This window comes from Deltaproteobacteria bacterium GWC2_65_14 (assembly GCA_001797615.1).
Taxonomy (GTDB): Bacteria; Desulfobacterota; Deferrimicrobia; order Deferrimicrobiales; family Deferrimicrobiaceae; genus GWC2-65-14.
In genome coordinates, this window is the sequence record MGPV01000007.1 from 21,447 (window position 1) to 34,645 (window position 13,199).

Genomic DNA, 13,199 nt, shown 5'->3' on the forward strand with positions numbered 1-13,199 from the left:
TCCTCCTGTCTTTCCGGATCAGACCCGTCGCCGCTTCGGCGGACGGCACCCGTTGTGGGGAATGGGCGTCACATCCCGGATGTAGTTGATCTTGAGCCCGGCCGCCTGAAGCGTTCTCAGCGCGGCCTCCCGCCCGGACCCCGGGCCCTTGATGTAGACGGTCAGCGAACTGACCCCGAATTCCATCGCCTTCTTCGCCACCTCCTCGGCGGCGACCGTCGCCGCGAAAGGAGTGCTCTTCCGGGACCCCTTGAACCCCTTGGACCCCGAGCTGCACCAGGCGAGGGCGTTCCCGTCGAGGTCGGTGATCGTGATCACCGTGTTGTTGAACGTCGCCTTGATGTGGGCCACCCCCACGGGCACGTTCTTCCGGACCTTTTTCTTCCCTTTCTTCCTGGGTGTTGCCATCGGACCTCCATCTTTCGCCGCGATGGGCGAAACTTCCGTACGGGATTACTTCTTCGTCGGTTCCTTCTTTCGGGCGACCGCCCCCTTGCGGGGTCCCTTCCGGGTCCGCGCGTTCGTGTGGGTTCGCTGGCCTCGGGCCGGCAGCCCCTTCCGGTGCCGTAGGCCGCGGTAGCTCCCCAGGTCCATCAGACGCTTGATGTTCATGGAGACCTCCTTCCGGAGATCCCCCTCCACGACATGGTGCGCGTCGATGACGTCCCGGATTTTTGCGATCTGGTCCTCGGTGAGGGTGTTCGTCTTCGTATCCGGGGATACGCCGGCCTCCTGGAGGATCCTCGTCGAGCTGGTGGGGCCGATCCCGTAGATGTAGGTCAGCGCCATCCAGATCTTTTTCGTCTTCGGAATGTCGACTCCGGCTATTCGTGCCAAGCGTGTTCCTCCCTGTTTTGCCCGGGATACCCTTCCGGCTATCCCTGGCGCTGCTTGTGTTTGGGGTTCTCGCAGATGACCCGGACGACTCCCTTCCGGCGGATCACCTTGCATTTCACGCAAATCTTCCGGACCGACGGTCTGACCTTCATCGCAAATCCCCTCTACTTCGTTCTGTACACGATCCGGCCGCGCGTCAGGTCGTAGGGCGTCAGCTGCACCGTGACCCGGTCTCCCGGAAGGATCTTGATGAAATGCATCCGCATTTTCCCGGAGATGTGGGCCAGAACCCTCATCTTGTTGTCCAGCTCCACCCGGAACATCGCGTTCGGCAACGGCTCGATCACGGTTCCCTCGATCTCGATCGGTTCTTCCTTCGCCATGCCCCTTCCCGTCGCGTACCCGGCTCCGCCTCAGGGAAGACTCAGCACGAGGGTGCCTTCTTCCGTGACGGCCACCATATGCTCCGCGTGGGCGGACCGTTTGCGGTCCCGCGTCACGACCGTCCACCCGTCCGGGAGAACCTCCACCGGGTGATTCCCCTCGTTCACCATCGGTTCGATCGCCAGCACCATCCCCGGCAGCAGCTTCGGCCCGCTCCCGCGACTGCCGAAATTGGGGACCTGCGGATCCTCGTGCAGCATCCGGCCGATCCCATGCCCCACGAAGTCGCGCACCACCGAAAATCCGGCTGCCTCCGCGGTCTCCTGCACGGCGGCCGAAATGTCTCCCAGCCGGTTCCCCGGGACCGACGCCTCGATCGCCCGGTCGAGAGCACGTTCCGTCGTCTCGATCAGCCGCCGGGAGGAATCGGAGATCCTCCCCACGGGAAAGGTCCTGGCGGCGTCTCCGTAGAACCCGTCGCACAGCACCCCGAAATCGAGGCTCACGATGTCTCCCTCGCGAAGCTCCCGGCTCCGGGAGGGGATGCCGTGCACGACTTCCTCGTTCACGGAGGTGCAGAGGCTCGCGGGGTACCCGAGATATCCCTTGAAGGCCGCCCGGACCCCGTGTCGCGACACGAACTCCTCCGCGAACTCCTCCAGGTGATACGTCGTGATCCCCGGCCTCACCTTCTCCCTCACCTCTTCAAAGAACCGCCCGACCATGGATCCCGCGCGACGCATCGCCCCGACCTCCTGGGGCGATTTGATGATGATCATCGGCTACTGCAGCTGCTTCACGATGGCGTTGAAGATCCCATCGATCTCGCCGGACGCCTGCACCGAGCGGATCTTGCCGGTCCCCTGGTAGTAGCCGATCAGCGGCTCGGTCGACTTCCTGTAGTTCACGAGACGGGTCCGGATCGTCTCTTCCTTGTCGTCTTCCCTCTGGATGAGGGCTCCCCCGCAGGCGTCGCACTTCCCTTCGGCCCTGGGTGGGTTGAAGCGGACGTGGAACATCGCCCCGCATCCCGGGCAGGTCCGCCGCCCGCACAGGCGTTCCATCAGGGCGGCCTCGTCCACCTCGAGCGAAAGCACGGTGGTGATCTTTTTCCCCATCTCCTGGAGCGCCTTGTCCAGCGCCTCGGCCTGCGGAATCGTCCGGGGGAACCCGTCGAGAATGAACCCCTCCCTGCAATCGGATGCCTTCAGCCGGTCCCGGACGATCCCGATGACCACCTCGTCCGGCACGAGCCCACCCTGGTCCATGTAGGTCTTCGCCCTGCGTCCCATCTCGGTCCCGGTCTTCACCGCCTCCCGAAGCATGTCGCCTGTCGAAATCTGCGGGATGTCGAAGCGGGAGGACAGCATCTTGGCCTGGGTTCCCTTCCCCGACCCGGGCGCGCCGAGCATGACGATTCCCTTCATCCGCCGCTACCTCCTCCCCTTCATCTGTCCCTTCTTGAGGAACCCCTCGTAATGCCGGGTGATCAGGTGCGACTCGATCTGCTGGATCGTGTCCATGGCGACCCCGACGACGATGAGCAGTCCGGTCCCGCCGAAATAGAACGGGACGTTGAACCGCGAAATCAGGATGCTCGGGAGCACGCAGACGGCCGAGACGTAGAGAGCGCCTCCCAGGGTGATCCTCGTCAGGATCCGGTCGATGTATTCCGCGGTCTTCTTTCCCGGACGGATCCCGGGAACGAATCCGCCGTATTTCCTCATGTTGTCCGCCACGTCCACCGGGTTGAAGGTGACCGCCGTGTAGAAGTAGCAGAAGAAGATGATGAAGGCCACGTACACCAGCTCGTAGGCCACGCTTCCCGGGGTCAGGGCGTCCGAGAGGATCTTGGTGTACGGATGCTTGATGAAGCTCGCCACCGTCGCCGGGAAGAGCAGGATGGAGGAGGCGAAGATCGGGGGGATGACTCCCGCCGTGTTCACCTTCAGGGGAAGGTGGGTGCTCTGCCCCCCGTAGACTCTCCGTCCCACGATCCGCCTCGCGTACTGCACCGGGATCCGCCGGTGCGCCCGCTCGAAGTAGATGATGACCCCGACCACCATCACCATGACGGCCAGGATCAGCAGCCCGGTGAACAGACCCATCTCCCCCGTGCGGATCAGCGTGAAGGTCCGCACCAGTCCGCTGGGGAACCGGGCGACGATGCCCGCGAAGATGATGAGCGAGATCCCGTTCCCGATCCCCCGCTCGGTGATCTGCTCGCCCAGCCACATGAGGAACGCGGTCCCGGAGGTCAGCGTCAGGACCGTCATCAACCGGAAGCTCCACCCCGGCGAATAGACGACCGATCCCCCGCCCCCGCCGGCGACGCTCTCGATCCCGACCGCGATCCCCATTCCCTGGATGAGCGAAAGCACGATCGTTCCATACCTCGTGTACTGGGTGATCTTTCGACGCCCAAGCTCCCCTTCTTTCGAGAGTTTTTCCAGTTGCGGGATCACCACGGTCAGCAGCTGCAGAATGATGGAAGCGCTGATGTAGGGCATGATCCCGAGCGTGAAGATCGAGAACTGGCTCACCGCCCCGCCCGAGAACATGTCGATCAGCCCGAACAGGGTTCCCGACTGCGCCGCGAAGAGGGCGGAGAACGCCTGGGTGTCGATTCCCGGAGTCGGGATATAGACCCCGACCCGGTAGACGGTGAGCAGGGCGGCGGTGACGAAGAGCCGCTTCTTCAGCTCCGGTACCCGTGCGATGTTCTGCAGGCCGCCTAGCAAGAGGGAGTCACCTCCAGCGTTCCTCCCGCCGCCTCGACTTTCCGGGCCGCCGCCTGGCTCGCCCGGTCCACCTTCACGTTCAGGGGGCGGTCCACTTCACCGGATGCCAGCAGCTTGACGCCGTCCCGGACGTTCTTCACGAGCCCCGCGGCCCGCAGAGCGGGGACGTCCACGGTGGTCCCCGCCTCGAACCGGTTCAGGTCCTTCACCTGGACGATCGCGAATTCCTTCCGGAAGATGTTCCGGAATCCCCGTTTGGGCAGGCGCCGCTGCAGCGGCATCTGCCCTCCCTCGTACCCGGGAGGGGTCCCGCCGCCGGAGCGGGCGCGAAGCCCTTTCGATCCCCGGCCGCTGGTCTTCCCCAGCCCCGATCCCTTTCCCCGTCCGACCCGCTTGCGGGCGGTCCGGGCTCCCTTCGCCGGCCGCAGATCGCTCAGCTTCATCGCAACTCTCCTGTTTCCCCGATCTCCTGCACTTCCAGCAGGTACTTCACCTTCCGGACCATTCCGCGGATTTCCGGGGTGTCCTTCCGGACGACGGAGCGGTTGACCCGGGTGAGCCCCAGCCCCTTCACCACCCGGCGGTCGTGTTCCCGGCGTCCGCTCAGACTTCGGGTGAGCGTGATGCGGAGGAGCCCGCTCATGCCGTCACCTCTTCTTCCCGCTGCCCTCGCAGCCCGCTGACCTGTTCGGGAGTCCGAAGCTGCGAAAGCCCCTCGATCGTGGCCTTGACCAGGTTGTGGGGATTGTTGCTCCCCAGCGATTTCGTGAGGATGTCCGAGATCCCGGCGGCTTCAATGACGGCGCGGACACCGCTCCCCGCGATGACACCGGTTCCCGGTGAGGCCGGCCGGATGACGACCCGGCTCGCGCCGAAGACCCCGATCACCTCGAACGGAATCGTTCCGTTCCTCAGGGGAACCCGGATCAGCGACCGCTTGGCGTTCTGGACCGCCTTCCGGATCGCTTCCGGGACCTCGTTCGCCTTCCCGAGTCCCGTCCCGACGTGGCCGTTCCCGTCTCCGACGACCACCACCGCGCTGAAGGAGAAGCGGCGCCCGCCCTTGACGACCTTGGCCACCCGGCTGATGTGAACCACCCGGTCCTTGAGATCCAGACCTTCCGGATTGATCTTCTTCAACCCTTCCTCCCCGATACGCTCACGATGGATGCGTTAGAATTCGAGCCCGGACTCGCGGGCCCCCTCCGCGAGGGCCTTGACCCGGCCGTGATACAGGAACCCGTTCCGGTCGAACACGACCCTCCGGATGTTCCTCTCCGCGGCTTTTTTCCCGATCCACTCCCCGACCTTCTTGGCCGCGTCGCTCTTCTTGAGATCCCCGATCTCGCCGCGGATCTCCGGGCTCAACGTCGACGCGGCGAGGATGGTGGAGCCGGTGGAATCCACGACCAGCTGGGCGTAGATATGCTTTGCGCTCCGGAAGACGGAAAGGCGCGGACGCGCCTCCGTCCCGAAGATCTTCTTCCGGATCCGGATCTTCCGCTTCTGCCGTGCGATCTCTCTCTGGTTGCTCCGCGTCATGGCTCGCCTATGCTCCGTCCGCGCGTTTTCCCGTCGTCACTTCCCGGCCGCCTTGCCCACCTTCTTCTTGAGCCGCTCGCCCCGGTACCGGATCCCCTTCTGCTTGTAGACGTCCGGCTTCCGGAGCTGGCGGATCTTGGCGGCGGTCATGCCGACGAGCTCCTTGTCGATCCCGTTCACCTTGATGACCGTGTTCGCCTCCACCTCCGCGCTGATCCCCTGCGGGAGAGGAAACACCACGGGATGGGAGTACCCGAGGGCCAGTTGAAGCTTGCCGGGCTTCACCTCCGCCTTGTACCCCACCCCCACGATTTCGAGGGTCTTCGTGAACCCTTCGCTGACCCCCTTCACCATGTTCGCCAGCAGCGTCCGGTAAAGACCGTGCAGGCTCCGGCTCCCGGAGGCGCCATCGGCGAGCCCCACGTTGGCCTGGCCGTCCCGGACATCCACCGTCACGCCCGCGGGTATGGTTCGGGAGAGCGTCCCTTTCTTTCCGGCGACCCGCACCGTCCCCTCGGTGATCTCGACCGTCACCCCCGCGGGGAGCGCGACGGGAACTTTTCCGATCCTCGACATTGCGTATCCTCCGGCATTCAACTCTCGGGGCGCTACCAGACCTGGCAGAGCAGCTCCCCGCCGATCGCAAGTTTCTTCGCCTTCTCCCCCGTCATGACCCCTTTCGACGTGGAGAGGATGGAAACCCCGAATCCGCTCTTTACCGTCGGGATGGCGTCCTTGGCCACGTAGACGCGTCTCCCCGGGCGGCTGACCCGCTTCATCCCCTTGATCGCGTACCCCTCCTCCGGGTCGGTCCGCAGGTAGATCCGGAGGGAGGCCTGGGGCGATTCCGGGATCACGCGGTAGTTCTTCACGAACCCCTCATCCTTCAGGATCCGGGCGATATGCTCCAGGACGCGCGTGGAGGGAAGCTCCACCTGTTCGAAACGGGCCATCTGGGCGTTCCGGATCCGGGCAAGCAGGTTGGAAATATGATCGTTGATCGCCATGGCCCTCTCCTACCAGCTCGCCTTGATCACGCCGGGGAGTTCCCCCCGGAGTGCCAGCTCCCGGAGACAGATCCGGCAGAGTTTGAACTTCCGGTAGTAGGCGCGCGGCCTGCCGCACCTCGGGCACCGGTTGTATCTGCGGACCTGGAACTTCGGGGTCCGTTTTGCCTTGGCGATGATCGATTTCTTGGCCAAATCCTCTCCTCCCCTGGCGTCTATGCCCGGAACGGCATTCCGAGGAGGCGGAGCAGCTCCATCCCCTCCTCGTCGGTGCGCGCCGAGGTCACGATCGTGATGTTCATCCCCTTGATCTTGTCGATCTTGTCGTAGTTGATCTCCGGGAAGATGATCTGTTCCCGGATGCCCAGCGTGTAGTTCCCCCGACCGTCGAACCCCTTCGGGGAAACTCCCTTGAAGTCGCGGACGCGGGGGAGGGCCACCCCCACCAGCTTGTCGAGGAAATAGTACATCCGGTCCCGGCGGAGGGTCACCTTCACCCCGATCGGGACCCCGGCGCGGAGCTTGAAGTTCGAAATGCTCTTCCGGGCCTTCGTGATGACCGGCTTCTGCCCCGTGACGAGGCCGAGTTCCTCGGAGGCGGACTCCAGGACCTTCACGTTCTCGATCGCCTCGCCCAGCCCCATGTTCACGACGACCTTCGTCAGCCGCGGGACCTGCATGGGGTTCCGGTAGCGGAACTTCTCCCGCATCTTCGGAACGACTTCCGTGTTGTAGTGCTCCTGCAGTCTGGCCATGACCTCTCACCCCGCCCCCCATGGAAGGGGGGATCCGCTATTTTTTCCTCGCCTCGATCGTGTCGCCGCAGCGCTTGCACGCCCGGCTCTTGGTCCCTTCCGCGTCGAACCGCATCGCGATCCGCGTCGGCTTGTTGCACTTGTCGCACATCACCAGGATGTTCGAATAGGCCAGGGGGGCCTCCTTCTCGAGGATCCCCCCCTGGGGGTTCTTCTGCCCCGGCTTCGCATGTCGCTTTACCATGTTGATCTTTTCGACGGTGACCCGCCTGTTCTCCAGGTTCACCTTCAGGACCCGCCCGATCTTCCCCTTCTCCTTCCCGGAGATGACCTTCACGATGTCGTTCTTCCGGATGTGCAGTGTCGTCTCGGCCATCGTTTCCCCTCCCTCCCGGGCTACAGGACTTCCGGCGCCAGGGAGATGATCTTCATGAACTTCTTCGCGCGCAGCTCCCGGGCGACCGGGCCGAAGATCCGGGTTCCCACCGGCTCGTTCTGGGGGTTGATGAGCACGGCCGAGTTCTGGTCGAACTTCAGGTAGCTCCCGTCGGGGCGCCCGATCTCCTTCGTCGTGCGGACGACGACCGCCTTGTAGACGTCCCCCTTCTTCACCTTCGCGTGGGGGATCGCCTCCTTCACGCTGACCACGATGATGTCGCCGACGCTCGCGTACCGCCTCCGGCTTCCCCCGAGCACCTTGATGCAGCAAAGGCGTTTCGCGCCGGAGTTGTCGGCGGCATCCAGCATTGTCTGCATTTGGATCATGGCGTACGCTCCCCGTTCGGACGGTTATCGGACCACGGGCCGCTCGATCAGTCGGGAGACCCTCCAGCACTTCTCCTTGCTCAGGGGCCGGGTCTCGACGATCTCGACCTTGTCGCCGGTGTGGTACTCGTTGTTCTCGTCGTGCGCCTTGTAGGTGGTCCGGCGCTTCGTAAACTTCTTGTAGACGGGGTGCTGCACGACCCGCTCCACCTGCACCACCACGGTCTTGTCCATCCGGTCTCTCAGGACGATGCCGACCTTGGTCTTGCGAATCCCACGGCTCTTCACGGTCTTCTCCGCCTCCATCTTATCCGGCCTCCCCTTCCGCCTTCTGGCGCAGGTAGGTGATCACGCGGGCGAGATCCTTCCTGCGGTTTCGTATCAGCATCTTGTTGTCCAGGGCGGAGGCGGACCGCTTCATCCTCAGCCGGAAGATCTCCTCCCGCAGCTCCGTCTCCTTGTGGCGAAGCTCCTCGACGACGAGGTCGCTCAGTTCCTTCTTCTTCATCCGCGCCTACCCCTCCCGCGACAGGAACTTGGTCTGGATCGGTAGCTTATGCGAGGCGAGCCGGAAGGCGGCACGGGCCGTCGCCTCGTCCACTCCCTCGATCTCGTAGAGGACGAGCCCTGGGCGCACCACGCACACCCATTCCTCCGGGGCCCCTTTTCCCTTGCCCATGCGGGTTTCCGCGGCCTTCTTCGTGATCGGCTTGTCCGGAAAGAGGCGGATCCAGATCTTTCCGCCGCGCTTCACGAACCGCGTCATCGCCACGCGGGCCGCCTCGATCTGGCGGGAGGTAATCCAGCCCGCAGTGGTGGCCTTGACCCCGAAATCCCCGAAGTTCAGGCTGTTCCCGGCCTGCGCCTTCCCTCTCCTGCGGCCTTTCTGCATCTTCCGGAATTTCACCCGCTTCGGCGCCAGCATCCCAGTCGTCTCCTATCCTGTGGTGGACCCGTCGGCGGAGGGGAGCACTTCCCCCTTGTAGATCCAGACCTTCACGCCGATCTTGCCGTAGGTGGTCCTCGCCTCGGCAAACCCGTAGTCGATATCCGCCCGGAGGGTGTGCAGAGGGACCCGGCCTTCCCGGTACCACTCCGAGCGTGCCATTTCCGCGCCTCCCAGTCGCCCGGCAACGTTGATCTTGATCCCCTTGGCTCCGAGTTTCATCGAGGAGAGAACCGTCTTCTTCATCGCCCGCCGGAACGCCACACGCCGCTCGAGCTGCATCGCCACGTTCTCGGCGGTCAGCTGGGCGTCCGTCTCCGGCCTCCGGATCTCCTGGATCGTGATGGTGACCTCCTTCTTCGCGAACTTCTGGAGGTCCTTCTTCAGGGTCTCGATCTCCGCGCCCTTCTTTCCGATCACGATCCCGGGCCTCGCGGTGTGGATGATGACGTGCACCCGGTTCGACTTCCGCTCGATCTCCACCACGGAGACCCCGGCGTGGGTCAACCGCTTCTTGACGAAGGAGCGGATCCGCAGATCCTCCTGGAGATTCGCGCCGTACTCCTTCTCGGCGTACCAGCGGGATCTCCAGTCCTTGATGATCCCCAGGCGAAACCCGTACGGATGTACCTTCTGTCCCAATGACGCCTCCCTGTTCCGTTCTGCCCGTGTTTAGCGCTCGTCCAGCACGATCGTGATGTGGCTCGTCCGCCGGCGGTACCGGTGGGCCCTTCCCATCGGGGCGGGGCGGAATCGCTTCTGGGAGGTCCCCTGGTTCACGAACGCGCTCTTCACGAAGAGGCTGTCCACGTCGATGACCCCGGTCTGCCCCGCGTTCGCCATGGCGGAATCGAGCACCTTCCGGACGGTGCGGGCCGACGCCTTGTTCGCCAGCCGCAGGATGGTCCGGGCGTCCTCGATCCTCTTTCCCCGGATCAGGTCGACCACGAGTCGGGCCTTCCTCGGGGAAACCCGCACGAATCTCAGCGTCGCTTTCGCTTCCATCGGCCTTCGTCCTCCCCGTCGTCCCGCCTACTTCTTCACCTTGGCCTTCCGGTCCCCCGAATGGCCGTGGAAGGTGCGCGTCGGCGAAAACTCCCCGAGCTTGTGGCCCACCATGTTCTCCGTCACGAACACCGGCATGAACTTGCGGCCGTTGTGCACGGCGAAGGTGAATCCCACCATGTCCGGCGTGATGGTGGACCGCCTGGACCAGGTCTTGATGATCTTCTTGTCGTTCTGGTCGATCGCCCTGCGGAGCTTCCGCTCCAGGTTCGGCTCGACATACGGTCCCTTCTTTACGGATCGTGCCACGGGTTGCGCCCCTTTTCCGTTATTTCCTGCGCTTCACGATGTAGCGGCCGGTCGTCTTGTTCTTCCGGGTCTTGTACCCCTTGGTGGGCTTTCCCCACGGGGTGCAGGGATGACGTCCCCCCGAGGACTTCCCCTCCCCGCCCCCGAGCGGATGGTCCACCGGGTTCATGGCCACTCCCCGGACCGTGGGCCTCCGGCCGAGCCACCGGTTCCGCCCCGCCTTGCCCAGCGACACCTGCTCGTGGTCCACGTTCCCCACCTGCCCGATCGTGGCCATGCAATCCAGGAACACCAGCCGGACCTCTCCGGAGCCGAGCCGGATCTGCGCGTAGCTCCCTTCCTTCGCGAGGATCTGTGCGACCGCTCCGGCCGACCGGGCCAGCTGGCCCCCTTTCCCCACCTTCAGCTCGATGTTGTGCACGAGGGTTCCGACGGGGATATTCCGGATCGGCATGGCGTTGCCCGGCTTGATGTCCGCGTCGGCCCCGGAGAGCACGGTGTCTCCCACGGAAAGCCCGACGGGGCATAGGATGTACCGCTTCTCGCCGTCCGCATAGTGGAGGAGGGCGATCCGGGCCGAGCGATTGGGATCGTATTCGATCGCCGCCACCTTCGCCGGCACCCCCGGCTTCCCCCGCTTGAAGTCGATCCTCCGGTACTGCCTCTTGTGCCCCCCGCCGCGGTGCCAGATGGTGATCCGGCCCTGGTTGTTCCGCCCGCCCGTCCCGCTCTTCTTCTCGAGAAGGCCCCGTTCCGGCGGCTTTTTCGTGAGGTCCTCGTTCGTGAGGACCGTCTTCGTGCGGACCCCGGGTGAGGTCGGGGTGAACTTCCGGATTCCCATGTCAGCGGCTCCTTGCCTGTCCGGCCATCACACGCCTTCGAAGAATTCGATCTTGTCGCCCGGCTTGAGCACCACGACGGCCTTCTTCCACCCCGGGCGGCGCCCCACGGTCCGACCCCGGCGCTTCGTCTTCCCGGGGACGTTCATCGTCTTTACGTCGACGACTTTCACCTTGAACAGCTTCTCCACCGCCTCCTGGATCTGCTTCTTGTTCGCCCGGGAGTCGACCGCGAAGGAAACCGCGTTCACGATTTCCTTCATGAGGGTGGCCTTCTCCGTGATCAGCGGGCGCTTGAGGATCTCCGTGACGTTCATGTCCCCAGCACCTCGCTGATTTTCTCGAACGCCTGCCTGGATAGGACCAGCTGGTCGTAGGAGAGGATGTCGTACACGTTCAGTCCCTCCACCGGGATCGACTTGTAGGAGGACAGGTTCCGGATCCCGCGGTCGAGGTTTTCCGATCTCCCGTCGGTGACGAGAAGCGCCTCGGACAGCCCCAGCTTCCCGGCCATCTCGAGGAACTCCTTCGTCCGCGGAGCGGAGAGGTCCAGGTCCTCCACGAGCAGCAGCTTGCTCTCTCCGGCCTTCGCGCTCAGCGCGCACCGGAGGGCGGCCTTCATTTCCTTGCGGTTGACCTTCTTCTCGAAGCTTCGCGGGCGGGGCCCGAAGATGACCCCGCCTCCCCGGAGCAGGGGGGATCGGGTGCTGCCCATGCGTGCCCGGCCGGTCCCCTTCTGGCGGAAGGGCTTCTTCCCGCCGCCGGACACCTCCGACCGGATCTTGGTGGAGGCGGTCCCGGCTCGCCTCGCGGCGAGCTGGGCGACAACCACGTGATGCAGGAGGTGGGGCTTCACCGGTGCGCCGAAAACCGCCTCCGGAAGCTCGACCGTCCCCTTCACCCGGCGTTCCTTGTCGTACAGTTCCACGGTTGCCATCTCGCGCTCCCTGGAGCTCAGTTGCTCTTTTTCACGGCGCGGCGCACCAGCACCACGCTGTTCCTGGCGCCCGGAACGGCGCCCCGGACGAGAAGGAGGTTCTTCTCGGGTTGGATGCCGACCACCTTCAGGTTGAGGACCGTCACCCGCTCGTTCCCGTAGTGTCCCCCCATCTTCATGTTCTTGATGACCCGCGAAGGCCACGAGGAAGCGCCGATCGACCCGGGCGCCCGGTGGAACATCGAGCCGTGGGACGCTCTTCCACCCCGGAACCCCCATCGCTTGACCACGCCGGTGAAGCCGCGACCTTTCGTGTGGCCGGTCACGTCGACGAAGTCCCCTTCCTGGAACATGTCGACCCGGACCTCCTGGCCGACTTCCGGAGGGGCCTCCCCGACCACCCGGAACTCCCGCAGCTCGGAGAACGCTCCCTGCGCCGCCTTCCGGAAATGCCCCGTAAGAGGCTTCCCGGTTCGCTGCGCCTTCTTGCGCCCAAATCCCAGCTGCACCGATTCGTACCCGTCGTTCTGGCGCGTCTTCCTCTGCACCACGGTGCACGGTCCCGCCTCGATCACGGTGACGGGGATCACCCTCCCCTCGCCGTCGAAGACCTGGGTCATTCCCAATTTCTTCCCGATGATTCCGGTAATCATGGTCTGCACCTTATCGCCTCGCCCCGGTGGTTCCGGCCCGACCTGGTTCAGAGTTTGATCTCGACTTCCACTCCCGCCGGAAGATCCAGCTTCATGAGCGCGTCGATCGTCGCCGCCGGCGGCTCGTGGATGTCCAGCAGCCGCTTGTGGGTCCGGATCTCGAATTGCTCCCGGCTCTTCTTGTCGACGTGCGGGGAGCGGTTCACGGTGAACCGCTCGATCCTCGTGGGAAGCGGAATCGGCCCCGCCACCTTCGCGCCGGTCTGACGGGCCTTCTCGACGATCTCGGCGGTCGCCTTGTCCAGAAGCCTGCTGTCGAATGCCTTCAGTCGAATCCGGATTCTCTGCTGGTTGATCGTCACGGGATCTTCCTCTCCTCGTTTCGCGTTATTCCAGGATTTCCGACACGACCCCGGCGCCCACGGTGCGGCCCCCCTCCCGGATCGCGAACCGCAGCTCCTTCTCCATCGCCACCGGGG

General features: G+C 64.5%; 28 protein-coding genes. All 28 read right to left on the bottom strand.

Translation table 11 applies throughout. From position 1 onward, the window contains the following. Nucleotides 1-18: 18 nt before the first annotated feature. Genes A2X88_10930 through A2X88_11065 form a run of 28 tightly spaced genes read right to left on the bottom strand, consistent with a single transcriptional unit; the run spans nucleotide 19 to nucleotide 13,076 of the window. The gene (locus A2X88_10930) at nucleotides 19-408 is read right to left on the bottom strand and encodes a 30S ribosomal protein S11 (GenBank protein ID OGP35635.1); all 390 of its coding nucleotides are present in this window, start codon (nucleotides 406-408) and stop codon (nucleotides 19-21) included. A 45-nt stretch (nucleotides 409-453) separates the two neighbouring features. Beyond that, nucleotides 454-837 carry a 30S ribosomal protein S13 gene (locus A2X88_10935; protein OGP35636.1) on the bottom strand — a complete coding sequence of 128 codons (384 nt, stop codon included), beginning with the start codon at nucleotides 835-837 and terminating at the stop codon, nucleotides 454-456. 38 nt (nucleotides 838-875) lie between these two features. Then, entirely contained in the window at nucleotides 876-989 is a 114-nt protein-coding gene (locus A2X88_10940) for a 50S ribosomal protein L36 (protein ID OGP35637.1), read from the bottom strand. Nucleotides 990-1,001: 12 nt separating this feature from the next. Further along, a complete protein-coding gene (locus A2X88_10945; GenBank protein ID OGP35638.1) occupies nucleotides 1,002-1,220 on the bottom strand; it encodes a translation initiation factor IF-1 in 219 nt (72 codons plus the stop codon). A gap of 30 nt (nucleotides 1,221-1,250) precedes the next feature. Then, entirely contained in the window at nucleotides 1,251-2,000 is a 750-nt protein-coding gene (locus A2X88_10950) for a type I methionyl aminopeptidase (GenBank protein ID OGP35639.1), read from the bottom strand. 3 nt (nucleotides 2,001-2,003) lie between these two features. Continuing rightward, nucleotides 2,004-2,648 carry an adenylate kinase gene (locus A2X88_10955; protein OGP35640.1) on the bottom strand — a complete coding sequence of 215 codons (645 nt, stop codon included), beginning with the start codon at nucleotides 2,646-2,648 and terminating at the stop codon, nucleotides 2,004-2,006. A 6-nt stretch (nucleotides 2,649-2,654) separates the two neighbouring features. Beyond that, on the bottom strand, nucleotides 2,655-3,962 hold the full coding sequence (locus A2X88_10960; GenBank protein ID OGP35641.1) for a preprotein translocase subunit SecY: 1,308 nt from the start codon (nucleotides 3,960-3,962) through the stop codon (nucleotides 2,655-2,657). Further along, complete coding sequence (locus A2X88_10965; protein ID OGP35642.1) at nucleotides 3,956-4,405, bottom strand: 50S ribosomal protein L15; 450 nt, start codon at nucleotides 4,403-4,405, stop codon at nucleotides 3,956-3,958. The genes A2X88_10960 and A2X88_10965 overlap by 7 nt, the downstream gene beginning before the upstream one ends. Then, entirely contained in the window at nucleotides 4,402-4,605 is a 204-nt protein-coding gene (locus A2X88_10970) for a 50S ribosomal protein L30 (GenBank protein ID OGP35643.1), read from the bottom strand. Before A2X88_10970 ends, A2X88_10965 begins: the two co-directional genes overlap by 4 nt. After that, nucleotides 4,602-5,102 carry a 30S ribosomal protein S5 gene (locus A2X88_10975; GenBank protein ID OGP35644.1) on the bottom strand — a complete coding sequence of 167 codons (501 nt, stop codon included), beginning with the start codon at nucleotides 5,100-5,102 and terminating at the stop codon, nucleotides 4,602-4,604. The genes A2X88_10970 and A2X88_10975 overlap by 4 nt, the downstream gene beginning before the upstream one ends. Before the next feature lie 33 nt (nucleotides 5,103-5,135). Next, complete coding sequence (locus A2X88_10980) at nucleotides 5,136-5,504, bottom strand: 50S ribosomal protein L18 (protein OGP35645.1); 369 nt, start codon at nucleotides 5,502-5,504, stop codon at nucleotides 5,136-5,138. A gap of 36 nt (nucleotides 5,505-5,540) precedes the next feature. Continuing rightward, on the bottom strand, nucleotides 5,541-6,080 hold the full coding sequence (locus tag A2X88_10985) for a 50S ribosomal protein L6 (GenBank protein OGP35646.1): 540 nt from the start codon (nucleotides 6,078-6,080) through the stop codon (nucleotides 5,541-5,543). A 32-nt stretch (nucleotides 6,081-6,112) separates the two neighbouring features. Then, on the bottom strand, nucleotides 6,113-6,511 hold the full coding sequence (locus A2X88_10990) for a 30S ribosomal protein S8 (protein ID OGP35647.1): 399 nt from the start codon (nucleotides 6,509-6,511) through the stop codon (nucleotides 6,113-6,115). Nucleotides 6,512-6,520: 9 nt separating this feature from the next. Continuing rightward, on the bottom strand, nucleotides 6,521-6,706 hold the full coding sequence (locus A2X88_10995; protein OGP35648.1) for a 30S ribosomal protein S14 type Z: 186 nt from the start codon (nucleotides 6,704-6,706) through the stop codon (nucleotides 6,521-6,523). A gap of 20 nt (nucleotides 6,707-6,726) precedes the next feature. Then, on the bottom strand, nucleotides 6,727-7,266 hold the full coding sequence (locus A2X88_11000; protein ID OGP35649.1) for a 50S ribosomal protein L5: 540 nt from the start codon (nucleotides 7,264-7,266) through the stop codon (nucleotides 6,727-6,729). Nucleotides 7,267-7,303: 37 nt separating this feature from the next. After that, the gene (locus A2X88_11005; protein ID OGP35650.1) at nucleotides 7,304-7,642 is read right to left on the bottom strand and encodes a 50S ribosomal protein L24; all 339 of its coding nucleotides are present in this window, start codon (nucleotides 7,640-7,642) and stop codon (nucleotides 7,304-7,306) included. 20 nt (nucleotides 7,643-7,662) lie between these two features. After that, nucleotides 7,663-8,031 carry a 50S ribosomal protein L14 gene (locus A2X88_11010; GenBank protein ID OGP35651.1) on the bottom strand — a complete coding sequence of 123 codons (369 nt, stop codon included), beginning with the start codon at nucleotides 8,029-8,031 and terminating at the stop codon, nucleotides 7,663-7,665. A 24-nt stretch (nucleotides 8,032-8,055) separates the two neighbouring features. Next, entirely contained in the window at nucleotides 8,056-8,337 is a 282-nt protein-coding gene (locus A2X88_11015; GenBank protein ID OGP35652.1) for a 30S ribosomal protein S17, read from the bottom strand. A gap of 1 nt (nucleotide 8,338) precedes the next feature. Next, nucleotides 8,339-8,539, bottom strand: coding sequence for a 50S ribosomal protein L29 (locus A2X88_11020; protein ID OGP35653.1), 201 nt, complete (start codon nucleotides 8,537-8,539; stop codon nucleotides 8,339-8,341). A 6-nt stretch (nucleotides 8,540-8,545) separates the two neighbouring features. Further along, entirely contained in the window at nucleotides 8,546-8,956 is a 411-nt protein-coding gene (locus A2X88_11025) for a 50S ribosomal protein L16 (protein OGP35654.1), read from the bottom strand. Between the two features lie 12 nt (nucleotides 8,957-8,968). Then, the gene (locus tag A2X88_11030) at nucleotides 8,969-9,619 is read right to left on the bottom strand and encodes a 30S ribosomal protein S3 (GenBank protein OGP35655.1); all 651 of its coding nucleotides are present in this window, start codon (nucleotides 9,617-9,619) and stop codon (nucleotides 8,969-8,971) included. 30 nt (nucleotides 9,620-9,649) lie between these two features. After that, nucleotides 9,650-9,982 carry a 50S ribosomal protein L22 gene (locus A2X88_11035; protein ID OGP35656.1) on the bottom strand — a complete coding sequence of 111 codons (333 nt, stop codon included), beginning with the start codon at nucleotides 9,980-9,982 and terminating at the stop codon, nucleotides 9,650-9,652. A gap of 27 nt (nucleotides 9,983-10,009) precedes the next feature. Next, nucleotides 10,010-10,291, bottom strand: a complete 282-nt coding sequence (locus A2X88_11040) for a 30S ribosomal protein S19 (GenBank protein OGP35657.1) — start codon at nucleotides 10,289-10,291, stop codon at nucleotides 10,010-10,012. 19 nt (nucleotides 10,292-10,310) lie between these two features. After that, nucleotides 10,311-11,132 carry a 50S ribosomal protein L2 gene (locus A2X88_11045; protein ID OGP35658.1) on the bottom strand — a complete coding sequence of 274 codons (822 nt, stop codon included), beginning with the start codon at nucleotides 11,130-11,132 and terminating at the stop codon, nucleotides 10,311-10,313. A 27-nt stretch (nucleotides 11,133-11,159) separates the two neighbouring features. Further along, nucleotides 11,160-11,447, bottom strand: a complete 288-nt coding sequence (locus tag A2X88_11050) for a 50S ribosomal protein L23 (GenBank protein OGP35659.1) — start codon at nucleotides 11,445-11,447, stop codon at nucleotides 11,160-11,162. Then, complete coding sequence (locus A2X88_11055; GenBank protein OGP35660.1) at nucleotides 11,444-12,067, bottom strand: 50S ribosomal protein L4; 624 nt, start codon at nucleotides 12,065-12,067, stop codon at nucleotides 11,444-11,446. Before A2X88_11055 ends, A2X88_11050 begins: the two co-directional genes overlap by 4 nt. Before the next feature lie 17 nt (nucleotides 12,068-12,084). Continuing rightward, on the bottom strand, nucleotides 12,085-12,720 hold the full coding sequence (locus A2X88_11060; GenBank protein OGP35661.1) for a 50S ribosomal protein L3: 636 nt from the start codon (nucleotides 12,718-12,720) through the stop codon (nucleotides 12,085-12,087). A 47-nt stretch (nucleotides 12,721-12,767) separates the two neighbouring features. Further along, nucleotides 12,768-13,076 (bottom strand): 30S ribosomal protein S10, encoded by a 309-nt coding sequence (locus tag A2X88_11065; protein OGP35663.1) that lies wholly within the window; start codon nucleotides 13,074-13,076, stop codon nucleotides 12,768-12,770. Nucleotides 13,077-13,199 lie beyond the last annotated feature (123 nt).